General features: G+C 33.7%; 28 protein-coding genes and 1 pseudogene. 3 read left to right on the top strand and 26 right to left on the bottom strand.

What is annotated here, in order from left to right:
- Positions 1-70: 70 nt before the first annotated feature.
- From HVS_RS06775 to HVS_RS06700, 18 genes and pseudogenes are all read right to left on the bottom strand, one after another.
- On the bottom strand, positions 71-415 hold the full coding sequence (locus HVS_RS06775; protein ID WP_101300501.1) for a hypothetical protein: 345 nt from the start codon (positions 413-415) through the stop codon (positions 71-73).
- Positions 373-1,167, bottom strand: a complete 795-nt coding sequence (locus HVS_RS06770; protein WP_101300498.1) for a hypothetical protein — start codon at positions 1,165-1,167, stop codon at positions 373-375. The genes HVS_RS06775 and HVS_RS06770 overlap by 43 nt, the downstream gene beginning before the upstream one ends.
- Positions 1,168-1,224: 57 nt before the next feature.
- Positions 1,225-1,449 carry a hypothetical protein gene (locus HVS_RS06765; protein ID WP_101300496.1) on the bottom strand — a complete coding sequence of 75 codons (225 nt, stop codon included), beginning with the start codon at positions 1,447-1,449 and terminating at the stop codon, positions 1,225-1,227.
- 20 nt (positions 1,450-1,469) lie between these two features.
- Positions 1,470-2,297: a hypothetical protein gene (locus HVS_RS06760; RefSeq protein WP_101300493.1), complete on the bottom strand. Its 828-nt coding sequence runs from the start codon at positions 2,295-2,297 to the stop codon at positions 1,470-1,472.
- A 21-nt stretch (positions 2,298-2,318) separates the two neighbouring features.
- Positions 2,319-3,305 (bottom strand): copper amine oxidase N-terminal domain-containing protein, encoded by a 987-nt coding sequence (locus tag HVS_RS06755; RefSeq protein ID WP_101300491.1) that lies wholly within the window; start codon positions 3,303-3,305, stop codon positions 2,319-2,321.
- Between the two features lie 287 nt (positions 3,306-3,592).
- Complete coding sequence (locus HVS_RS16505; RefSeq protein WP_159063414.1) at positions 3,593-3,766, bottom strand: hypothetical protein; 174 nt, start codon at positions 3,764-3,766, stop codon at positions 3,593-3,595.
- Between the two features lie 243 nt (positions 3,767-4,009).
- Positions 4,010-5,071, bottom strand: a complete 1,062-nt coding sequence (locus tag HVS_RS06750; protein ID WP_101300489.1) for an Rpn family recombination-promoting nuclease/putative transposase — start codon at positions 5,069-5,071, stop codon at positions 4,010-4,012.
- Between the two features lie 257 nt (positions 5,072-5,328).
- The gene (locus HVS_RS06745) at positions 5,329-5,673 is read right to left on the bottom strand and encodes a hypothetical protein (RefSeq protein WP_101300487.1); all 345 of its coding nucleotides are present in this window, start codon (positions 5,671-5,673) and stop codon (positions 5,329-5,331) included.
- The gene (locus HVS_RS16500; protein WP_159063413.1) at positions 5,631-5,852 is read right to left on the bottom strand and encodes a hypothetical protein; all 222 of its coding nucleotides are present in this window, start codon (positions 5,850-5,852) and stop codon (positions 5,631-5,633) included. Before HVS_RS16500 ends, HVS_RS06745 begins: the two co-directional genes overlap by 43 nt.
- A gap of 190 nt (positions 5,853-6,042) precedes the next feature.
- Positions 6,043-6,807: a hypothetical protein gene (locus HVS_RS06740; RefSeq protein ID WP_101300485.1), complete on the bottom strand. Its 765-nt coding sequence runs from the start codon at positions 6,805-6,807 to the stop codon at positions 6,043-6,045.
- 24 nt (positions 6,808-6,831) lie between these two features.
- A complete protein-coding gene (locus HVS_RS06735) occupies positions 6,832-7,668 on the bottom strand; it encodes a hypothetical protein (RefSeq protein ID WP_101300480.1) in 837 nt (278 codons plus the stop codon).
- 19 nt (positions 7,669-7,687) lie between these two features.
- The gene (locus HVS_RS06730; protein WP_101300477.1) at positions 7,688-8,674 is read right to left on the bottom strand and encodes a copper amine oxidase N-terminal domain-containing protein; all 987 of its coding nucleotides are present in this window, start codon (positions 8,672-8,674) and stop codon (positions 7,688-7,690) included.
- Between the two features lie 302 nt (positions 8,675-8,976).
- Positions 8,977-9,321: pseudogene (locus HVS_RS06725) on the bottom strand (stalk domain-containing protein); the annotation flags it as partial.
- A gap of 92 nt (positions 9,322-9,413) precedes the next feature.
- Positions 9,414-10,463, bottom strand: a complete 1,050-nt coding sequence (locus HVS_RS06720; RefSeq protein ID WP_101300472.1) for an Rpn family recombination-promoting nuclease/putative transposase — start codon at positions 10,461-10,463, stop codon at positions 9,414-9,416.
- Between the two features lie 257 nt (positions 10,464-10,720).
- Complete coding sequence (locus tag HVS_RS06715; protein ID WP_101300468.1) at positions 10,721-13,657, bottom strand: hypothetical protein; 2,937 nt, start codon at positions 13,655-13,657, stop codon at positions 10,721-10,723.
- Between the two features lie 19 nt (positions 13,658-13,676).
- Entirely contained in the window at positions 13,677-14,663 is a 987-nt protein-coding gene (locus HVS_RS06710) for a copper amine oxidase N-terminal domain-containing protein (protein ID WP_101300463.1), read from the bottom strand.
- A gap of 431 nt (positions 14,664-15,094) precedes the next feature.
- Positions 15,095-15,451 (bottom strand): hypothetical protein, encoded by a 357-nt coding sequence (locus HVS_RS06705; RefSeq protein WP_101300460.1) that lies wholly within the window; start codon positions 15,449-15,451, stop codon positions 15,095-15,097.
- Positions 15,452-15,541: 90 nt separating this feature from the next.
- Complete coding sequence (locus tag HVS_RS06700; RefSeq protein ID WP_101300458.1) at positions 15,542-16,003, bottom strand: hypothetical protein; 462 nt, start codon at positions 16,001-16,003, stop codon at positions 15,542-15,544.
- Positions 16,004-16,177: 174 nt separating this feature from the next.
- Here HVS_RS06700 and HVS_RS06695 point away from each other — a divergent pair, with 174 nt between their 5' ends.
- Entirely contained in the window at positions 16,178-16,534 is a 357-nt protein-coding gene (locus tag HVS_RS06695) for a hypothetical protein (protein WP_101300456.1), read from the top strand.
- Between the two features lie 40 nt (positions 16,535-16,574).
- Positions 16,575-16,769, top strand: a complete 195-nt coding sequence (locus HVS_RS06690) for a hypothetical protein (protein ID WP_242971705.1) — start codon at positions 16,575-16,577, stop codon at positions 16,767-16,769.
- A 118-nt stretch (positions 16,770-16,887) separates the two neighbouring features.
- Here the strand turns inward: HVS_RS06690 and HVS_RS06685 are convergent, their stop codons facing one another.
- From HVS_RS06685 to HVS_RS06665, 6 genes are all read right to left on the bottom strand, one after another.
- Positions 16,888-18,933, bottom strand: a complete 2,046-nt coding sequence (locus HVS_RS06685; protein ID WP_101300450.1) for a serine hydrolase — start codon at positions 18,931-18,933, stop codon at positions 16,888-16,890.
- A 370-nt stretch (positions 18,934-19,303) separates the two neighbouring features.
- The gene (locus tag HVS_RS06680; RefSeq protein WP_235827789.1) at positions 19,304-19,636 is read right to left on the bottom strand and encodes an ATP-binding protein; all 333 of its coding nucleotides are present in this window, start codon (positions 19,634-19,636) and stop codon (positions 19,304-19,306) included.
- Positions 19,623-19,748 carry a hypothetical protein gene (locus HVS_RS17540; protein WP_273065401.1) on the bottom strand — a complete coding sequence of 42 codons (126 nt, stop codon included), beginning with the start codon at positions 19,746-19,748 and terminating at the stop codon, positions 19,623-19,625. The genes HVS_RS06680 and HVS_RS17540 overlap by 14 nt, the downstream gene beginning before the upstream one ends.
- 314 nt (positions 19,749-20,062) lie before the next feature.
- A complete protein-coding gene (locus tag HVS_RS06675) occupies positions 20,063-20,494 on the bottom strand; it encodes a hypothetical protein (RefSeq protein WP_207654805.1) in 432 nt (143 codons plus the stop codon).
- A gap of 209 nt (positions 20,495-20,703) precedes the next feature.
- Positions 20,704-21,177 (bottom strand): ExeA family protein, encoded by a 474-nt coding sequence (locus HVS_RS06670; RefSeq protein ID WP_242971704.1) that lies wholly within the window; start codon positions 21,175-21,177, stop codon positions 20,704-20,706.
- Entirely contained in the window at positions 21,146-21,760 is a 615-nt protein-coding gene (locus HVS_RS06665; RefSeq protein ID WP_101300445.1) for a hypothetical protein, read from the bottom strand. The genes HVS_RS06670 and HVS_RS06665 overlap by 32 nt, the downstream gene beginning before the upstream one ends.
- A gap of 140 nt (positions 21,761-21,900) precedes the next feature.
- Between HVS_RS06665 and HVS_RS06660 the strand changes: the two genes are divergently transcribed.
- Positions 21,901-22,083: a hypothetical protein gene (locus HVS_RS06660; RefSeq protein WP_101300443.1), complete on the top strand. Its 183-nt coding sequence runs from the start codon at positions 21,901-21,903 to the stop codon at positions 22,081-22,083.
- A gap of 18 nt (positions 22,084-22,101) precedes the next feature.
- On the opposite strand, the gene HVS_RS06655 is transcribed toward HVS_RS06660, so the two are convergent.
- Entirely contained in the window at positions 22,102-22,389 is a 288-nt protein-coding gene (locus tag HVS_RS06655) for a hypothetical protein (RefSeq protein WP_159063412.1), read from the bottom strand.
- A 192-nt stretch (positions 22,390-22,581) separates the two neighbouring features.
- Positions 22,582-23,085: a GAF domain-containing protein gene (locus HVS_RS06650; protein ID WP_101300439.1), complete on the bottom strand. Its 504-nt coding sequence runs from the start codon at positions 23,083-23,085 to the stop codon at positions 22,582-22,584.
- Positions 23,086-23,087 lie beyond the last annotated feature (2 nt).

Here is a 23,087-nt window from a genome sequence, read left to right as displayed (position 1 = left end):
GAATAACTGCCGCCTAAATAGCAACAGTTATTTTTTTTAGTAAAATATTTAATTATTTGTTTACCTTTAATTAATTTGTATCATCATGCATAGAGCCTTTTACTGTAATAATAATTTCATCTAAAGGTACTATTCCTTTTAAAGTGCCTAATGAATTATATGCATTATTTATGCTTGTAAAATTATTACTTGCAAGGTTTATATCCGCCATCCATACCCTTATGTAATACTCTCCGTCAGGCATATGTGCATGGGTATAAAAATTTATATTGTCTTTGTTTACTTTAATTGTGATTTCCGTAGTCTCAGTTATTTTGTGCATGCTCTGGCCTTCTTTTACATATTCCCTGTATTTAAAATTATCCCTGCTGTCTAAAGTACCTGATTCACTGTAGCCTTTATGTGGCACATCCATCTTATCACATCAAAAGGGTAAGGTTCACTCTGCCATAATAGGCTCTTTTGCAAGTACATGTTTCCGTTGTTCTCTATTTTATTTTCAAAACTTGGTGGTTTTAAATCCTTTTTGCCGTTATATATGTAAGCATTTATAAATATTCTATCACTTCCTGGATTAAACGGCGCCTTTGCCACTCCTTCAATTTCTATTTCATCTTCGTCATATAAACCGGTATCTCTTTTGTAAACATATGTCCTTCTTACCTCTCCACCGTATGTAAATTCCCCGTCTAAAACCTTGGGTTTTCTAGGATCAGGTAAATTAAGCCACTTCTTCTTTAAAGGGTCATCTCCAAAAACAGGTCTTTCAACAGTTGCCGTTACATCAGGGTTTAATACTATCGTATCGCTGTTTTCACTAACACCAATTGTTTTTGGGCTATATGATTTGAATAGTTTAATGCCTTTTAATATTTGAGAATCTTTTTGCTCTATGTTTAAACTTCCTGTAGCAAGGCTTCCTTTTTTCCATTCCCCCCGTGGTTTAGTTAAATGGGCGGTGATGTCTTCGCCTTCAGCTAAAGGAAAGCGTATTTTTCTTGACAGTGCATTATATGGTAAATCAAATGTCCTTTCTGTTTCATATTTTTTCACCAAGTGTATTGCAAAAGACTCGGAGTCCAAAATATTATTATTAAGATATTTTTCCAAAGGTTTTTGTCCGTTTTCATTTATTTTAAACTGTATTCTTACATCACTTTCCGGCATTTTAAAAATTGCATAAAACAGTGCTTCTCCTCCTGCCGGTATTTTTACTTCACCCTGTTAATTAACTTCGACACTTACTAAAACTTCGCTGTCTTTTACAGCACCTGAAGGTATTTCTTCAAAATTTGCAGACAGATCATTTCCCGGTGCGTAAAAGGTCAGTACAATTGGATAGTCAAAACGAAAGCCCACAGCCCCGCCATTTTTAAATGTTCCTGAACCAACGGAGCATTCATCGGAAACATATACCTTTCCTCCGCATACAAGTTTAAATCCATCCACAAGGTGTCCTGAGGAGTCTTTTATTTGTGAAGGGGCAATTGCTCCAAGTTCCTGTATTGGTATTTCAAGGTTTTATCTATATTGGGTATGTCAAGAATGTGGCTGTAATTTTCTATATTAGGTATGTTTACTAAATGTTTTATTTCATCTATTGTAGGTACATTAGGAGTGGCAAATGGGTCGTCTTTATTAAAATAACCCCATGCACCGCCCAAGCCAACTGATTTATTTCCACCGGAATTTCTACTCCAAATGGCATAAAGGTTCATACCATAGTCAGGGTCAACAAATGGAATTTGTACATCAAGTATGTCTCCTATTATATATTCAAAATTAATCCGGTTCCCTTTAAAAAAATTAAGTTTTGGTTTGCCTTTAAAATATATTTTGCCATTTTTGAGCTCTATAGAAGGTTTTTCATAAAAGATGTCATATATGGTCTTATACTCATCCGTTATTGGATTTTTTAAAGTAGTTGAACAAACTACCTTTAAATCTTCGATTTTAATTAGCCTTTCATACAGTTCAGAATCCAGATCGCATTCAAATGTAAATTCGCCTTTAATTGCTTTTGCTAAAGCATCTTCATCAGTTAAATTATTTTCTAACTCACTATCATAAATTTTTATACCTTCATAACTCCAATATCCTCCACTGTGATGCCACATTTCAATGTGTTTTTCAAATTTAATAGACTCACCTATACGAACTACATTTGGTACATCATCCAAACCATCAATTAAAACTTCAATATTAATTTCTTGCGCTTTTACATATTCATTAATTAAAAACACATTAGCAACAATGAAAACTATGAATATTATTGTGAAAACCCCTATATTTTTCACTATTGTTTCACCTACCTTCTTTTACCATTGAAACATCTTCTCAAAGTTAAAAGTATCGGTATAAGGTATTCTTTGATTTTTTGCCGTCTCTGGAATAAAGTTTGCTCTTCTCGTTGTCCCATCACCTAATGTACCTTCCATCAAATAAGCAATTTCTAATACCCCTAAATCCCTTTTTATTTCTTTATTTTGTACTGCAATAACTATATTAAAACCTTCAATATCATTTATATCTATCAATCCTGTTGTATCCTTTTTAAAACTTCCTTCTCTCGGTATAAGATAATCTTTACGGGCAGTTCCGGTTGAAAAATTCCGTACTCCTCCGCTTTTAAGAATTATGCCAATCCCTACTGCCCATTCAAATTCTTCCGGTATTTCTGGATATTCGCCTACAATATAATACTTGCCGTTTTCCTTAACAAATGACAACTGATCCACCATCTTTAATAAAAACTCCTGAGACTTCTCTATTGTCATCCTTCCAAATTCATCAACATCTGTTGCAGGATTAAACGCAATGCCGTCATAATACCTTATTTCCCCCTCTTCAGGACTTGGAGTTGGTACAGCCCCTCCCGTTGTTATATACACCGTCCTTATTGAAGCATTCCACTCAACATTTGCACCTAGTCCCTCACTTACAAACCTTACAGGTACAAATGTCCTGTCTTCCAATAAAAGCACAGTTGTGTCCATTTCCATTGTCTTGCCGTTAACTGTATAATCTGATTTACCTACCACCAAAGTTATTTTATTTCTTCCCTGTTCTATAGTGACCGTCTTTGTTTTGCCGTCCCATCCTACATCTGCTCCTAATGCCTCACTTACAAATCTTACAGGTACTTGTGTACGGCCATTTTCATCAATAAAGGGCTGGGCATCAGGAAAGTTTATCCTACTGCCGTTTACCACCACACGAAGAGGTATTTTTGCAGCAAAAATATTTACTGTAAGTATTGTGCTTACAACTGTTATTAGTACTAGTATAAAAGCAATCTTTTTCATTTTTTCAAACCTCCATATGAATTTTTCAAACGAATATACTTGTATATTAAAAAACTTTTAATTTCTTGCTTTTAGAATTTAAATGTATTTATTATCATCTAATGTTTTTATCGTATGTTTTATGGTTTTTGTTTACATTTTTATATACTCTTATATTATCTATTTCACTAATTAAGATATTCCTTAAAATATTCTCCGTGTTTATCTGATAGTTCCTACGTAAGTTTCTTTTCTTTCGGTATCTCTGCCACGCTTGCCTTCGTTACACTATATGTAACCATATTTCTTTATCCCTTTACCCAACTTTCCTTCATAAAATCCAACTGGTCCGCCATCTTTAATAAAAACACCTGGGACTTCCCTATAATCATCCTTCCAAACTCATCAACGTCCGTCCCAAGATTAAATGCAATGCCATCATAATACCTTATTTCTCCCTCTTCCGGACTTGAAACTTGCACAACTCATATATACCGTCATTATGAAGCATTCCATTCACATTTTTGCACCCAGGCACCTATGTACGACCATTTTCATCTATAAATGGCTGGGCATCCGAAAAGTTTATTCTATTACCGTTTACCACCACACAAAGAAATATTAATACGGCAGTTCCTCTTCATTCCCTCTTTTAACCAAAAATATAGGGGAACTATTCCCCTTCTCTTTGCTTTTAGAATACTTTTGACATACTTATAAAATTTTTATTTTGTCCTTTCAATTTCTTCCTTTAGTTTCTTTACTATTTCAATATCCAATTCGGTAATACATGCTACAAAGTCTATGTCTGCCCCCTTCTCCAAGGCTGATTTCGCAACTTTCAATACCCCTTCTTTTATTCCCTTTTGTATTCCTTCTTTTATTCCCTTTTGTAATCCTTCTTCTATTCCCTTTTGTATTCCCTCTTCTATTCCCTTTTGTATTCCCTTTTGTATTCCTTCTTCTATTCCCTTTTCCATAGCTTTTTGAGTCATTTCGTCAATTGTATTGGCAAGATTGTAAACCATATTTTCCACCTCCGTTGGTCTCGATTTTTCCAGTATGTCATCTATCTTAAAACGCAATTCCTCTGATATCCTCGGCTTTAATATCCATTTTAGCCAACCTTTAAATAAACCAAATTCCTCTTCCGACAGGTCCCCTAATATCTCTATCATTTTTACCAATCTGTCTTTTAGCTGTTCAGAATCTATTTTCTGGTCCAATAGAAATACTCCTGATATAAGGTTTGCAAGTCCCAGCAGTTCCTCTTCCTCATATCTGTTTACATCAAACAATATATAATTAAAATCTAATACATGATTTGAAAATATTTCACTGCCATCAAGCATTTCCCTAAAACTTCTGCATACCGTCCAATTATTTACTCCATTGTACAGTACAATAGGTACTATACAGGGAAGTTTAAAACCCTTTCGCTCTGCCTCATGATGCTCAGTGTTTTTTAGTATATCACGCCATATCTCTATCATGTAGAACAACAGTCTTAGCGGCATTTGATAATCAACTGATGATTGCAGTTCCAACAAACAATAAAATATTACGTTCCTGTCCTTTATTTTTAACCTATATACTATATCCGATTCTTTTTCCTTAAAATCCTGCAAAACATAACTCTTATTTATCAGCATAACCTGACTTTCATCTATTTCCTTTACCCAGTCTTCTTTTACAAAACTTCTCAACAGTTGAATAAAGGTCTTTTTATGCGTCAATAAATGCTTGTAGCCCAGGTCATGTTCCTTATTTATCCTTCCTTCCGGCATTTTTTACTCCTCTTTTTCCTTTTATTATAGTATATCATTTTTTAACTATTATGAAAATATCATAAAGCTATTTCTACTCCTATTCCTGATATTTTATTTGAAGCCGTTATATAAAATTTGTGCATTTTAAAAAAACCCATGTATTTTGAATATTGATTAAAAGTTAAATATCCGTCTTATATAAAAAGAATAACTGCCGCCTAAATAGCAACAGTTATTTTTTTTAGTAAAATATTTAATTATTTGTTTACCTTTAATTAATTTGTATCATCATGCATAGAGCCTTTTACTGTAATAATAATTTCATCTAAAGGTACTATTCCTTTTAAAGTGCCTAATGAATTATATGCATTATTTATGCTTGTAAAATTATTACTTGCAAGGTTTATATCCGCCATCCATACCCTTATGTAGTACTCTCCGTCAGGCATATGTGCATGGGTATAAAAATTTATATTGTCTTTGTTTACTTTAATTGTGATTTCCGTAGTCTCGGTTATTTTGTACATGCTCTGGCCTTCTTTTACATATTCCCTGTATTTAAAATTATCCCTGCTGTCTAAAGTACCTGATTCACTGTAGCCTTTATGTGGCACATCCATCTTATCACATCAAAAGGGTAAGGTTCACTCTGCCATAATAGGCTCTTTTGCAAGTACATGTTTCCGTTGTTCTCTATTTTATTTTCAAAACTTGGTGGTTTTAAATCCTTTTTGCCGTTATATATGTAAGCATTTATAAATATTCTATCACTTCCTGGATTAAACGGCGCCTTTGCCACTCCTTCAATTTCTATTTCATCTTCGTCATATAAACCGGTATCTCTTTTGTAAACATATGTCCTTCTTACCTCTCCACCGTATGTAAATTCCCCGTCTAAAACCTTGGGTTTTCTAGGATCAGGTAAATTAAGCCACTTCTTCTTTAAAGGGTCATCTCCAAAAACAGGTCTTTCAACAGTTGCCGTTACATCAGGGGTTTAATACTATCGTATCGCTGTTTTCACTAACACCAATTGTTTTTGGGCTATATGATTTGAATAGTTTAATGCCTTTTAATATTTGAGAATCTTTTTGCTCTATGTTTAAACTTCCTGTAGCAAGGCTTCCTTTTTTCCATTCCCCCCGTGGTTTAGTTAAATGGGCGGTGATGTCTTCGTCCTCAGCTAAAGGAAAGCGTATTTTTCTTGACAGTGCATTATATGGTAAATCAAATGTCCTTTCTGTTTCATATTTTTTCACCAAGTGTATTGCAAAAGACTCGGAGTCCAAAATATTATTATTAAGATATTTTTCCACAGGTTCTTGTCCGTTTTCATTTATTTTAAACTGTATTCTTACATCACTTTCCGGCATTTTAAAAATTGCATAAAACAGTGCTTCTCCTCCTGCCGGTATTTTTACTTCACCCTGTTTTTCAGAAGCATTTCCTAAAAACTCAGCATTTATTTTATTGCCTTTTTTATCTGTAATTTCCCACTCATAGTTTGTTTTTATTTCTTCTTCAAAGGTGGAATTAACTACGACACTTACTAAAACTTCGCTGTCTTTTACAGCACCTGAAGGTATTTCTTCAAAATTTGCAGACAGGTCATTTCCCGGTGCGTAAAAGGTCAGTACAATTGGATAGTCAAAACGAAAGCCCACAGCCCCGCCATTTTTAAATGTTCCTGAACCAACGGAGCATTCATCGGAAACATATACCTTTCCTCCGCATACAAGTTTAAATCCCTCCACAAGGTGTCCTGAGGAGTCTTTTATTTATGAAGGAGCAATTGCTCCTAGTTCCTGTATTGGTCTTTCAAGGATTTTATCTATATTGGGTATGTCAAGGATGTGGCTGTAATTTTCTATATCAGGTATGTCAGCTAAATGTTTTATTTCATCTATTGTAGGTACATTAGGCGTGGCAAATATATCATCTTTGTTAAAGTAACCCCATGCACCGCCCAAGCCAACTGATTTATTTCCACCGGATTTTCTACTCCAGATGGCATAAAGGTTCATACCATAGTCGGGGTCAACAAATGGAATTTGTACTTCGAGTACGTCATCGATAATATCTTCAAAAGTAATTCTTTCTTTTTTATAAAAATTCAGTTTTGGCTTACCTTTGAAATATATCTTTCCATTTTTGAGTTCTATAGAAGGTTTTTCATAAAAAATGTCATTTATAGCCTTGTATTCTCCAGTTACTGGATCTTTTAAAGTAGTTGAACAAACCACTTTTAAATTTTCAGTATTAATCAGCTTTTCATATAATTCAGAATCCAGCTCATATTCAAAAGCAAACTCTCCTTTAGTAGCATCTATTAAAGCATCTTCAAATCCTCGTTCATCTTCTAAATCATATTTTAAACTTTTATCGTAAATTATTAAATCTTTATACTTCCAGTACCCACCGCTACTATGCCACATTTCAATATATTCTTCAAATTTAATGGGCTCACCTATACGTCCAACTTTTGGTACATCATCTACTCCATCAATTAGAATTTCAATATTAATTTCTTGTGCTTTTACATAATCATTAATTAAAAACACAACGGAAACTATGCAAACTATGAATATTACTGCAAAAAACCCTTTGTTTCTCACTATTGTTTTCACCTATCTTTTACCATCGAAACATTTTTTCAAAATTAAAAGTATCGGTATAAGATATTCGTGAAATTGCACCTGACTCTGGAATAAAGACTGCTCTCTTTGTTGTGCCATCATAAAATGTTCCATGAATTATATATGAAATACTTAATCTTCCCAAATCCCTTTTTATTTCTTTATTTTGTACTGCAATAACTATATTAAAACCTTCAATATCATTTATATCTATCAATCCTGTTGTATCCTTTTTAAAACTTCCTTCTCTAGGTATAAGATAATCTTTACGGGCAGTTCCGGTTGAAAAATTCCGTACTCCTCCGCTTTTAAGAATTATGCCAATCCCCACTGCCCACTCAAATTCCTCCGGTATTTCTGGATACTCACCTATAATATAATACTTGCCGTTTTCCTTAACAAATGACAACTGATCCGCCATCTTTAATAAAAACTCCTGAGACTTCTCTATCGTCATCCTTCCAAATTCATCAACATCTGTTGCAGGATTAAAGGCAATGCCGTCATAATACCTTACTTCTCCTTCTTCCGGAGTCGGAGTTGGAACGGTTCCTCCCGTTGTTATATACACCGTTCTTATTGAAGCATTCCACTCAACATTTGCACCTAAACCCTCACTTACAAACCTTACAGGTACAAATGTCCTGTCTTCCAATAAAAGCACAGTTGTGTCCATTTCCATTGTCTTGCCGTTAACTGTATACTCTGATTTCCCTACCACCAAAGATATCTTATTTTTTCCCTGCTCTATAGTGACCGTCTTTGTTTTGCCGTCCCATCCTACATCTGCTCCTAATGCCTCACTTACAAATCTTACAGGTACTTGTGTACGGCCATTTTCATCAATAAAGGGCTGGGCATCAGGAAAGTTTATCCTACTGCCGTTTACCACCACACGAAGAGGTATTTTTGCAGCAAAAATATTTACTGTAAGTATTGTGCTTACAACTGTTATTAGTACTAGTATAAAAGCAATCTTTTTCATTTTTTCAAACCTCCATATGAATTTTTCAAACGAATATACTTGTATATTAAAAAACTTTTAATTTCTTGCTTTTAGAATTTAAATGTATTTATTATCATCTAATGTTTTTATCGTATGTTTTATGGTTTTTGTTTACATTTTTATATACTCTTATATTATCTCTTTCACTAATTAAGATATTCCTTAAAATATTCTCCGTGTTTATCTGATAGTTCCTACGTAAGTTTATTTTCTTTCGGTATCTCTGCCACGCTTGCCTTTGTTACACTATATGTAACCATATTTCTTCATCCCTTTACCCAACTTTCCTTCATAAAATCCAACTGGTCCGCCACCTTTAATAAAAACACCTGGGACTTCCCTATAATCATCCTTCCAAACTCATCAACGTCCGTCCCAAGATTAAATGCAATGCCATCATAATACCTTATTTCTCCCTCTTCCGGACTTGAAACTTGCACAACTCCTGCCGTCGTTATATATACCGTCATTATGAAAGCATTCCACTCAACATTTGCACCTAGTCCCTCACTTACAAACCTTACAGGCACCTATGTACGACCATTTTCATCTATAAATGGCTGGGCATCCGAAAAGTTTATTCTATTACCGTTTACCACCACACAAAGAAATATTAATACGGCAGTTCCTCTTCATTCCCTCTTTTAACCAAAAAATATAGGGGAACTATTCCCCTTCTCTTTGCTTTTAGAATACTTTTGACATACTTATAAAATTTTTATTTTGTCCTTTCAATTTCTTCCTTTAGTTTCTTTACTATTTCAATATCCAATTCGGTAATACTTGCTACAAAGTCTATGTCTGCCCCCTTCTCCAAGGCTGATTTCGCAACTTTCAATACCCCTTCTTTTATTCCCTTTTGTAATCCTTCTTCTATTCCCTTTTGTATTCCCTCTTCTATTCCCTTTTGTATTCCCTTTTGTATTCCCTTTTGTATTCCTTCTTCTATTCCCTTTTCCATAGCTTTTTGAGTCATTTCGTCAATTGTATTGGCAAGATTGTAAACCATATTTTCCACCTCCGTTGGTCTCGATTTTTCCAGTATGTCATCTATCTTAAAACGCAATTCCTCTGATATCCTCGGCTTTAATATCCATTTTAGCCAACCTTTAAATAAACCAAATTCCTCTTCCGACAGGTCCCCTAATATCTCTATCATTTTTACCAACCTGTCCTTTAACTGTTCAGAATCTATTTTCTGGTCCAATAGAAATACTCCTGATATAAGGTTTGCAAGTCCCAGCAGTTCCTCTTCCTCATATCTGTTTACATCAAACAATATATAATTAAAATCTAATACATGATTTGAAAATATTTCACTGCCATCAAGCATTTCCCTAAAACTTCTGCATACCGTCCAATTATTTACTCCATTGTACAGTACAATAGGTACTATACAGGGAAGTTTAAAACCCTTTCGCTCTGCCTCATGATGCTCAGTGTTTTTTAGTATATCACGCCATATCTCTATCATGTAGAACAACAGTCTTAGCGGCATTTGATAATCAACTGATGATTGCAGTTCCAACAAACAATAAAATATTACGTTCCTGTCCTTTATTTTTAACCTATATACTATATCCGATTCTTTTTCCTTAAAATCCTGCAAAACATAACTCTTATTTATCAGCATAACCTGACTTTCATCTATTTCCTTTACCCAGTCTTCTTTTACAAAACTTCTCAACAGTTGAATAAAGGTCTTTTTATGCGTCAATAAATGCTTGTAGCCCAGGTCATGTTCCTTATTTATCCTTCCTTCCGGCATTTTTTACTCCTCTTTTTCCTTTTATTATAGTATATCATTTTTTAACTATTATGAAAATATCATAAAGCTATTTCTACTCCTATTCCTGATATTTTATTTGAAGCCGTTATATAAAATTTGTGCATTTTAAAAAAACCCATGTATTTTGAATATTGATTAAAAGTTAAATATCCGTCTTATATAAAAAGAATAACTGCCGCCTAAATAGCAACAGTTATTTTTTTTAGTAAAATATTTAATTATTTGTTTACCTTTAATTAATTTGTATCATCATGCATAGAGCCTTTTACTGTAATAATAATTTCATCTAAAGGTACTATTCCTTTTAAAGTGCCTAATGAATTATATGCATTATTTATGCTTGTAAAATTATTACTTGCAAGGTTTATATCCGCCATCCATACCCTTATGTAGTACTCTCCGTCAGGCATATGTGCATGGGTATAAAAATTTATATTGTCTTTGTTTACTTTAATTGTGATTTCCGTAGTCTCGGTTATTTTGTACATGCTCTGGCCTTCTTTTACATATTCCCTGTATTTAAAATTATCCCTGCTGTCTAAAGTACCTGATTCACTGTAGCCTTCCATAACCTGCTTCCAACGCTCATCTGTAAATCCACCGCTTACAGGGCTGTATTTTACTTCTTCAAAATCACTTTTATAAGATGTATCTATAGTTAAAAGATTTATACCGTTGACGCTTTGGTTATTCATTACCGATACTGCCCCCGGCTCTTTTTCAAGTTTTCCTCCTATGCTTTTTACAGGATTGTTGTTTATATTAACTGCTTCCCTTCTATCGGTTATGTATATTAAATCCGTTTCGTACCTGAAGGAATTAATAAGGGCGTTGACTAAATTCTCATGGTCTTTTGTTTTCCCAGCTACAGGCTTATATGTCACAGTCTCAAGGGTGATTTTATATTCACCTGCAGGATTAAAATAATAGCCTGATTTTATAGGATAGTCAAATCTTTGAAGTTCCTTGTCCGTTGCAAATACGGCTTTGTCATACAGGTCTTTTCTGTTTATACCCTTTTCTGCCGCATCCCTTCCCTGGTAGTATTCATCTGCCATCGTTCTTATCCTTTCAACTTTTATATTGGCACTGTTTTGCTGGAGGAAAGTTCTTTTGTATTGTCCGTCAACAGCAGTCCAATTATGTTCTCTTCCGTTTTCATCTATGTGGCACATCCATCTTATCACATCAAAAGGGTAAGGTTCACTCTGCCATAATAGGCTCTTTTGCAAGTACATGTTTCCGTTGTTCTCTATTTTATTTTCAAAACTTGGTGGTTTTAAATCCTTTTTGCCGTTATATATGTAAGCATTTATAAATATTCTATCACTTCCTGGATTAAACGGCGCCTTTGCCACTCCTTCAATTTCTATTTCATCTTCGTCATATAAACCGGTATCTCTTTTGTAAACATATGTCCTTCTTACCTCTCCACCGTATGTAAATTCCCCGTCTAAAACCTTGGGTTTTCTAGGATCAGGTAAATTAAGCCACTTCTTCTTTAAAGGGTCATCTCCAAAAACAGGTCTTTCAACAGTTGCCGTTACATCAGGGTTTAATACTATCGTATCGCTGTTTTCACTAACACCAATTGTTTTTGGGCTATATGATTTGAATAGTTTAATGCCTTTTAATATTTGAGAATCTTTTTGCTCTATGTTTAAACTTCCTGTAGCAAGGCTTCCTTTTTTCCATTCCCCCCGTGGTTTAGTTAAATGGGCGGTGATGTCTTCGTCCTCAGCTAAAGGAAAGCGTATTTTTCTTGACAGTGCATTATATGGTAAATCAAATGTCCTTTCTGTTTCATACTTTTTCACCAAGTGTATTGCAAAAGACTCGGAGTCCAAAATATTATTATTAAGATATTTTTCCACAGGTTCTTGTCCGTTTTCATTTATTTTAAACTGTATTCTTACATCACTTTCCGGCATTTTAAAAATTGCATAAAACAGTGCTTCTCCTCCTGCCGGTATTTTTACTTCACCCTGTTTTTCAGAAGCATTTCCTAAAAACTCAGCATTTATTTTATTGCCTTTTTTATCTGTAATTTCCCACTCATAGTTTGTTTTTATTTCTTCTTCAAAGGTGGAATTAACTACGACACTTACTAAAACTTCGCTGTCTTTTACAGCACCTGAAGGTATTTCTTCAAAATTTGCAGACAGGTCATTTCCCGGTGCATAAAAGGTCAGTACAATTGGATAGTCAAAACGAAAGCCCACAGCCCCGCCATTTTTAAATGTTCCTGAACCAACGGAGCATTCATCGGAAACATATACCTTTCCTCCGCATACAAGTTTAAATCCCTCCACAAGGTGTCCTGAGGAGTCTTTTATTTGTGAAGGGGCAATTGCTCCAAGTTCCTGTATTGGTCTTTCAAGGATTTTATCTATATTGGGTATATCAAGGATGTGGCTGTAATTTTCTATATCAGGTATGTCAGCTAAATGTTTTATTTCATCTATTGTAGGTACATTAGGCGTGGCAAATATATCATCTTTGTTAAAGTAACCCCATGCACCGCCCAAGCCAACTGATTTATTTCCACCGGAATTTCTACTCCAAATGGCATAAAGGTTCATACCATAGTCAGGGTCAACAAATGGAATTTGTACTTCGAGTACGTCATCGATAATATCTTCAAAAGTAATTCTTTCTTTTTTATAAAAATTCAGTTTTGGCTTACCTTTGAAATATATCTTTCCATTTTTGAGTTCTATAGAAGGTTTTTTATAAAAAATGTCATTTATAGCCTTGTATTCTCCAGTTACTGGATCTTTTAAAGTAGTTGAACAAACCACTTTTAAATTTTCAGTATTAATCAGCTTTTCATATAATTCAGAATCCAGCTCATATTCAAAAGCAAACTCTCCTTTAGTAGCATCTATTAAAGCATCTTCAAATCCTCGTTCATCTTCTAAATCATATTTTAAACTTTTATCGTAAATTATTAAATCTTTATACTTCCAGTACCCACCGCTACTATGCCACATTTCAATATATTCTTCAAATTTAATGGGCTCACCTATACGTCCAACTTTTGGTACATCATCTACTCCATCAATTAGAATTTCAATATTAATTTCTTGTGCTTTTACATAATCATTAATTAAAAACACAACGGAAACTATGCAAACTATGAATATTACTGCAAAAAACCCTTTGTTTCTCACTATTGTTTTCACCTATCTTTTACCATCGAAACATTTTTTCAAAATTAAAAGTATCGGTATAAGATATTCGTGAAATTGCACCTGACTCTGGAATAAAGACTGCTCTCTTTGTTGTGCCATCATAAAATGTTCCATGAATTATATATGAAATACTTAATCTTCCCAAATCCCTTTTTATTTCTTTATTTTGTACTGCAATAACTATATTAAAACCTTCAATATCATTTATATCTATCAATCCTGTTGTATCCTTTTTAAAACTTCCTTCTCTCGGTATAAGATAATCTTTACGGGCAGTTCCGGTTGAAAAATTCCGTACTCCTCCGCTTTTAAGAATTATGCCAATCCCTACTGCCCATTCAAATTCTTCCGGTATTTCTGGATATTCGCCTACAATATAATACTTGCCGTTTTCCTTAACAAATGACAACTGATCCGCCATCTTTAATAAAAACTCCTGAGACTTCTCTATTGTCATCCTTCCAAATTCATCAACATCTGTTGCAGGATTAAAGGCAATGCCGTCATAATACCTTACTTCTCCTTCTTCCGGAGTCGGAGTTGGAACGGTTCCTCCCGTTGTTATATACACCGTTCTTATTGAAGCATTCCACTCAACATTTGCACCTAAACCCTCACTTACAAACCTTACAGGTACAAATGTCCTGTCTTCCAATAAAAGCACAGTTGTGTCCATTTCCATTGTCTTGCCGTTAACTGTATACTCTGATTTTCCTACCACCAAAGATATCTTGTTTTTTCCCTGCTCTATAGTGACCGTCTTTGTTTTGCCGTCCCATCCTACATCTGCTCCTAATGCCTCACTTACAAATCTTACAGGTACCTGTGTACGGCCATTTTCATCAATAAAGGGCTGAGCATCCGGAAAGTTTATCTTGCTGCCGTTTACCACCACACGAAGAGGTATTTTTGCAGCAAAAATATTTACTGTTAGTATTGTGCTTACAACTGTTATTAGTACTAGTATAAAAGCAATCTTTTTCATTTTTTCAAACCTCCATATGAATTTTTCAAAAGAATATACTTGTATATTAAAAAACTTTGAATTTCTTGCTTTTAGAATTTAAATGTATTTATTATCATCTAATGTTTTTATCGTATTGTTTGTGGTTTTTGTTTACATTTTTATATACTCTTATATTCTCTCTTTCACTAATTAAGATATTTTTCAAAAACTCTACGTGTTTATCTATAGTTCCCATGTAAACTTCTTTTTTGTTTTTTATACCAATTTATATTATACATTACTAACAGGCGGTTTTCACTTGTTTTTATTTTTTAGACTTCTATAGAATGTTTTTCGTAAAAGATATCATTTATAGTCTTATATTTTCTGTATTTGAATTTTTAAAAGTAGTTGAACAAACTACTTTTAATTCTCCAGCTTTAATTAGTTTCTCATATGAGCGTTGTCCACTATCCTTCTCCTGTTCCAGGATATGTGTCACCATTTGTATAATATACTTTCATATTATAAGTATTTTTTTGTCCTGGATATTCATCTCCTATGGCTCGTCCTTGCGTACTAAAATTTGGAGCATTTGCTGTAAATGTAAAACCAAAATTATCTTTCCATTCTACTTTACTTATTCCCTCTGTAGGACCTACGTATTTAAGTGTAGGGTTATATGTTCTTTTCCCATAATCAGTATCCGACATTTCTACATTATGGTTTGAATCTGTTTTATTCTGTCCGTCTATATGTATTTCAAAATCTCCATCAAAACCAGCATAATATTCTACATCAAAACAAAAAAAGAACTCTATACCCATTGCTCCACCGCCTGTAAAAGTTCCGTCCCCTATTTGATAGTCTCCACCTTGAAATTCTACACCATTTGAAAAAATATAAGTTTTATCATCTTATAAAAGTCCATCGGATCCACTAAGCCTTATTTCGTCAGGATCTTGTAATTTTCTAGGATCATCTAATCCATATTCTAACTCCCCTGTTTCAACTCTAGGATTTCTAGTATATACAGCAAACATAGCATTTCCATATCCTTCTTGAACAACAGGAAGAAGAGGTATTACTTCTTCATGTATAGAACCTGCCCAAAAATCTTCTCCTCGTCTAACATTAAATTGAGGTTGAAATTTTAAATAAATTTTCCTACTTGCTACGTCTATTCTGTATTGAAATTTATGTTTTACTTCATTATAAACATAATTTTTATTATTTGTTTCCCTTATTTTAAACTTTAAATTATCTTTACCGGAATTTAAATAATTAACTACTGCACTAGGTAAATTTGCAGATATTACAAAATCTTTATTTGAAGTTTGAGCTTGTAATATCTGTAAGCGGCAAACTGATTCGTACATGGATTAATTGAATTTAAAGTAGTACAATCATGAAAAAACGGTTGAAAATGTTGTGAAAAGCTTTAAAAAAGTGCAAAAAGTGTGCAAAGTGCGAAAAGTGTAAAAACTTTTTCAACCAAGATAGGAGCGATTGTATGAATACACGAAAGACGCAAATGAATACCGGTTGAGTCAATGGGCACAAATAATAAAGGCCAGAGACGAGAGCGGAAAAGTATCAAGAAGTTCTGTGAAGATGCAGGAACAAGTAGATACGCATATTTTTATTGGCAATGGAAATTACGTGAGAAAGCCTTAAGTGAACTAACAATAGCAGAGAAATCCACAAAGAATGTACCGGATGGATGGATTAGGCTGAACCCGGAAAAACCACAACGTCCGGATGAAAGCATATCAATAGAAATTAACTGTTGCCATATCACTGTAAAGGGAAATACCGACCTCAAGTTGTTAAAAGACGTCTGCGGGGTGGTTAAGAGGAAGAGGAATGAAAATCGGGAAACACACATCGTTTATGATAGGTTTTATTAAAGATTTCATAGATGGAGAGATAGACAGTTATTTTTTCAAATTGGATTATGATGCCTATGTAATAGAGCATTTTCCCTACATGGAAAATGAGAATCCGGCGCTTGCGGATCGTTTTGTCAATACCATAGATTATACATATGAAAATATTATCAATCAGGAATTAACGGATGATGAATTCAGAACAAGAATATCGGCCGCTTTTAATAAATGGTTAAGAAAAAGTAAAGAAGCCTAATTTTGTTATTATGTTCTATTCTATTTGACGCTTACAAATCGATTCAAAAAAAGTGCTGTGATTTTAAAAAATCACAGCACTTTTTTTATTTTAAAATTGTTCTTTATCCAATCTTTTCCTAGATTTTTTTTGCCATAAACATAAGTCCTTCTTGTTTTAGCACTAAACCCTTCACCGTTCCGTCATTGGCTACAACAAAATCTATCTCAGCCTGGATATCTTTATAGAAAAATTCTGTTTCGGACATAGGTAGTATTTCTAATTTAACCTGCCCTGTAAGACGCGCATACAGCTTTTCATCTTCTACTGATACTGTAATTATTCCGATATTTTCTATCTCGTACTCGCCCACATACTTTTCATATATTTCTTTATCTATATCTGCAATCTCCCGCTGTGGAGCATCCCCTACACGGGTGGTCTCAAGAATCGTATTCCCCTGTTCAAAGACAAGACCAGTTATTTTGCCATTATCATCTGTATTAAATGTAATTTTTGCATCTATTACTTTATAGAAAAATTCTGTTTGGGACTTAGGATATATTTCTGCTTTTACCTGTCCAGGAAGCTGGGCATACAGCTGACCTTCACTTTCTGTAATAACTATGTTAAAACCTTTTGTATATTCATAAATACCTGTATATTCCTTTAACACCTCAGCATCTAACTCTATTTCAACTAAACTCTCCGGCAATTCATAGCTATTTCCCATTAAAATATCCACAAGAGTCTCTTCAACGGGACCTAATACATAACTTCCGGCATTTGTTGTGATTATAATGGTAATATCCTTATCCACATATTTTGATAACTGGGCTGAATAGGACAGCGTATTTCCTCCGTGGGATACAATTTTCCCAAGCTCCGGATTATTTTCAATAAACCAGCCAAATCCATACCCGTCAAAAGTATACATATCACTTTCCGGCATTTTTTCTTGAATGTCAAAAATCATATCTAAAGTCTCTTTTTTCACAAGCTTTTCTGTTTGAAGAGCCCTGTCCCACTTATACAAGTCATTTACAGTTGATAAAATATTTCCTGCCCCATATGCAATCTTTAATACAATCTCATCTTCATGTACAGGGGTTAATTCAGTAATCCCCATATAGCCAATTGCATAATCTTCTTCCATTTTATCATAATAAGTTCCTGTATTATTCATTTCCAAGGGTTTAAATATATTCTCTTTTAAATATTCATCATAACTTACCCCACTTACTTTTTCAACAATATATCCAAGAAGCACATACCCGGAATTGCTGTATTGCCACTGTGTACCGGGTTCAAATATTAAAGGTTCATCTTTAAACAAACCTAAAACAAAATCAATTGAAGTATCTTCCGGTGCTTCTACCATTTCCAAAAGAAAATCAGTATAATTAACCAATCCTGAAGTATGGGTCAAAAGATGCCTGATAGTAATATTATCGCCTTCAATAACATCAGGTAAGTATTTTGAAACAGCATCCTCCAAGTCTAAAAGACCTTTTTCATAAAGCTGCATTATTGCCATTGCTGTAAATTGCTTTGTTATAGAGCCTATTGCAAACAAGGTATCAGGGGTATTTTTTATTTTCTCTTCATAATTTGCATATCCATACCCCTTATTAAAGAGTATTTCCCCTTCCTTTGCAACTAAAACGGCACCTCTAAAACCTTTATTTTTCTCCATGGCAGTTAAGTACCTGTCAAAGTGTTCTTCTGTACTGAGTTCAGCTAATTTTTCCGGGGTTGTTATTATAACTGTTTTTGTTTCACCGTCCCAATCAACGTCCATTTCCAGTGTTTCACTTATAAATCTCAATGGAACATAAGTCCTGTCTTCAAAAATCTGGGGATATGTATCAAATGTTTTTTCAACACCGTTAACCACTGCTGTGTTGTCACCTATCTTTAGCAGGATATCAGTATCATCTTTCTTAATTGATACCGTTTTGTCTTCATTATTCCATAAAACTTCAGCACCCAAATTCTCAGCAATAAATCTGATAGGGCATAATGTTCTGGATTGTTCGTCTATAAAAGGCTTTGCATCAGGAAATTCTACCACTTCACCATCAATTTTAACCACTATATTCTGTTCTTGTGCTGTTGCCTGAAATGTTACAAATGACGTAATTAGTATGATTGTAAGTAAAATACATGTTGCTTTTTTAAACATATTCTCTCTCCTTTTCTAAATAATCTTTTTCCTATAATTTTAAATTACTAAAGGACAAAAAACAAGCTTTTAAAATTGTTAAAAATTGTTATCCTGTTCCGTTTTTATATCTTGTTTGTCTAAGACCTTAATCCTTTGAAAGTTCATTGTCATAAGCCCAGTATATTTTTACCGGTTATTCTCCCGCCCTAAGTTGAAGGTTTTCAGGTAATGTTTCTTTGTATACCTTATAATTCTCCCTAAGACTTGGTTCTCCAAAAGGTATATAAATAAGGTAACTGGATTGAGTATCCGCTTCTTCTAATTGGTATTTATCAAAAAATATTATTACTCAGTTTTAGTATCTTTGCATTTTCAAACTCTAAAAAATCTATGCTTTGTATATTATTAAAACAAACTCTTCTCCCTGCTCCATGAGTAATGGTTCTTTTGCGCCTGCTTCCTTCATTTTCTTCAGTATCATAGGTATTCCTCTTCCCAGCTGATCAATATATATCATATTTTCCATATACTTAACAAGAAAAGGATTCCGGGCATAGGATACACCAATTTTCATTTTTTCTATTGTAACCGTATTAGGAAGCCGTCCCGGGCTTCTAAACTCAATCCGGTCGTCATACATTAACACCCTTATTTTAGAACCGCTGATGCTGTAATTTCTATGTACAAGGGAATTTACAACAGCCTCTCTAATAACAAGCATTGGATATTCTTCTTTTTCTTTTCAATCCGTCTATCACCGATAAAACAAGCATATTATTCTTTATAACAACCATTATCTGTTCTGCAATATCCTGAATTCTCCCGGTTATCATTGGCTTCTTGCCTTCTCCCTTAGGTATCTCAACACCTTAAAATTTGGCATAATTTACTTTTACTCCGTCATCCAAGTCTGGCTTTATCCTCGTCCTGCAAATCTTTTTATTTCTCTAAAAAGAAAAAATCTTTATTTATCGGTGCACTCGAGCCGATGAAGAGCTACGGTGTGGCTTTTTTTTGGGATAACTTACAGAACCCTTTTTCATGTCCTTTCTCCACCACACCCTTTAGAATAAGCTTTGACATGTAGAGTTCCCTGTCCCTCAAAGCCAGACTAGGACAAGGATGTTCGAGCCTCAAATAACTTAGGCTACACACCATTGTCATGCTCAGTTTTATTGTCTGATCTTAAAATTTCGTTGAATATCTTAACGATCTCCGCATACCCAACAATTTTTCTACCTTCTTGAATAGTGATAATCTTGCCTTTCCAAAGACAATTTGGGTAGTATTCTGGTGTAATAAACGTAATTGTTCCCCAAATAAATTCTCCTGGATATACAATATCTTTATCGTAATAATGATGAATTCCAGTAGTTAAATAATTTTCACAAACTTTATGTACTGGTCGATATCCAGATACACATAACTTTCTACCGCCATCTTCAGGTTTTATAAATTTGAATATAGCTTCAACATCAGGATCCCTCAATATCTTCACCTCTAACCAAATATATCTACTGTGAATATTTGTAATTTTCACAAATAATGTTATTCTGCTTTTCCAAAGCCTCTCGCTCAAAACTCTCCCTCGTATGGAACAGAACATAGTAAATTCCATATAACGTCCCCGTCTCCGATGTCCTCGAAAACCACCAATTTGTGCAATAATAGGTACTCTACCAATCCCTTTTAACTTGTTAAATATATTGTAAATTTTCAAATTAAATTAGATAATATTTTCAAATTATTTTAGGTCAATTTTACCACAAATTAGTGAATATTTTCAAATTAAAATAGGAACGCGATAATCAAATTTTCAAATTCTTCATCTACATGCTTTTGCTTTATTGAACAAGCATACATAAGGCTTGAGGTTGCAAGACTGTTAACAAGGCGGGGTACGCCTTTTGATGCAGAATAAATAGCTTCAATTGCAGCCTGGGTAAATATATTTTCATGTAAACCGGCAGACTTTAGCCTTGTAAAAATATAGTCTGAAAGTTCCTCAGGCTTTAACCCCTGCATTACGTATTTTACGGCTATACGCTGCTTTAAAGGTGCATTTACCGCTAACTGTAATTTGTTCCTGATTTGCGATTGCCCCGACAATATTAATATAAAAGGATTTTCAGAGTCCATTTTAAAGTTAAATAAAAGCCTTAATTCTTCAAGTATGCTGTTTGACAGCATCTGTACCTCGTCAAGGATAATAACCGGAGTAATTTTTTGATTATAGTACAAAGACATTATTGCTTGTTTCAAGAAATGTTTTAGCGGTAGCTTGATAGTATTTTTGAGAGAATAGTTGAATGTTGGGGAATTCTCTTACTACTATTGCTAAAACGTTTCTTGCTTTTTCTGTGTTTCCAAGAGTTTCATCCGGTAATTTCACTTTGTGTATTATTTGTCTTAATCCATTTTGTATTGTATTGAGATTTTTAATGAATTTTTTTCTGTAATAGTATAGAATTTGCCTTGAAAACTGTACGTTGTTTTTTAGATTTAGTTGTTTTATAACTGAATTAATACTACCTTTACGATAAAATAAATTATATATGTATTCAAAAATATGATTTATTGCATTAATAAATCCGGGTAAACAAAAGTTAGGAATATATGATATGGTGCATCCACATAGAGGACATATATAGCGTCTGATTACTATTTTCCCTTTATATTCTTTTGAGTAATAATATCTTTCATAGAAGCCATGTTTGCGGAAACTAACTAATTTATTGCATTTTGGATTGTGACATCTTTTAGTTGGTGGCGGTGGAAAAGGATAATTTCTCCCAAGTTTAATATATTCATGAATTCCTTCATGAACATTGAAGATATATTGCATTTTTACATCACCCTCCGCAATATATTATAAAAAATAATCCTACTGTAAAGTGAAAATATTTTTTCAAATTGCGGTAGGGTTAAAAATTTTTTTCACCTATTTTAATGTGATAAAATAAGGGTAGATTTACCTAAATTAAAATGAAAATCTACACTCTCGGTATAACCCCCGATTTTGTCTTATATGATTCTTTATATAAATCAAGAGAATACATAAAAGATGAAATAGCAAATCTTCTTAAAGACTGCTCCGAGGATAATTTACGCTTGATTGTGAAACTGATTAAGGCAGTTGTAGAAGAGCAAGGTGGGCAAAAAAAATAAGCCGTGAAGGCTTATTTTTTATTTCCCATTTATTACTTTTCTTATCTGTTCCATATTTTGTGTTTCCGAAACCAGTCTTACCCATTCCATCAAAGTACTCTGATTTTCCTGATTCATAATACTGTTATAAATATCGTCTGGCAGAGTATCTGCTTTCTTTAATAAAAGTATTAGTATTGCCTCCTTTATACCTTCTTTAACCCCTTCTTGTTTTATTAAAAATCCCAGTTCAGTATTTAATAATTTTTCTTTAAAGCACTTACTAAAACAATTATTCATCTGGCATGCTGTTTCCATACTTTTCACCTCAATATTAAATTCCAGCGGATATTTCAGCAAAGTACTTTTCTTAGTCCATTTATCCTTTATAGAATGCTGAATTCCTATTAATTTAAAGAAATAATAAAAGAGGATTAAAGTATGTTTCAAGTTTTATTGATAATTTCAAGTGCATTTTTATAATATTTTATTTGTTCTATTTGCTTGCCCTTTTATTGATTATTCAAACTGTTCTGGCCAGTCAATATACTGATTTAGAATATTTACAAAACTGCTTAATCCTTCAGAATCCTGTTTATCTAATCTGGCTTTAACAGGGCTGTCAATATCTAAAACACCTATCAATTTATCATTCTTTATAATGGGTATAACAATTTCCGATTGGGATGCAGCATCGCAAGCAATATGACCTGGAAATTCATTCACATCCTCCACCACCTGTATTTTTCTTGTCTTTGCTACAGTACCACAGACTCCCTTTCCTAAAGCAATACGGACACAGGCTGGTTTCCCCTGAAATGGTCCCAAAACTAATTCTCCACCTTTATATAAATAAAATCCTGCCCAATTAATATCAGGCAGTAGTAGATACAGTAAAGCGGATGCATTGGAGATACCTGCAAGCCAGTCTGTTTCTTCACTAATTAAACCAATGAGATATGTGTTTAGTTGCTTATAAAACTCCTGCTTATTTTGAGCATTTATATTTCCTATCTCAAACACCG

Origin of the sequence: Acetivibrio saccincola (assembly GCF_002844395.1) — a bacterium.
In the GTDB taxonomy this organism is placed as follows: Bacteria; Bacillota; Clostridia; order Acetivibrionales; family Acetivibrionaceae; genus Herbivorax; species Herbivorax saccincola.
This window is presented reverse-complemented; position numbering and strand designations above follow the sequence as displayed.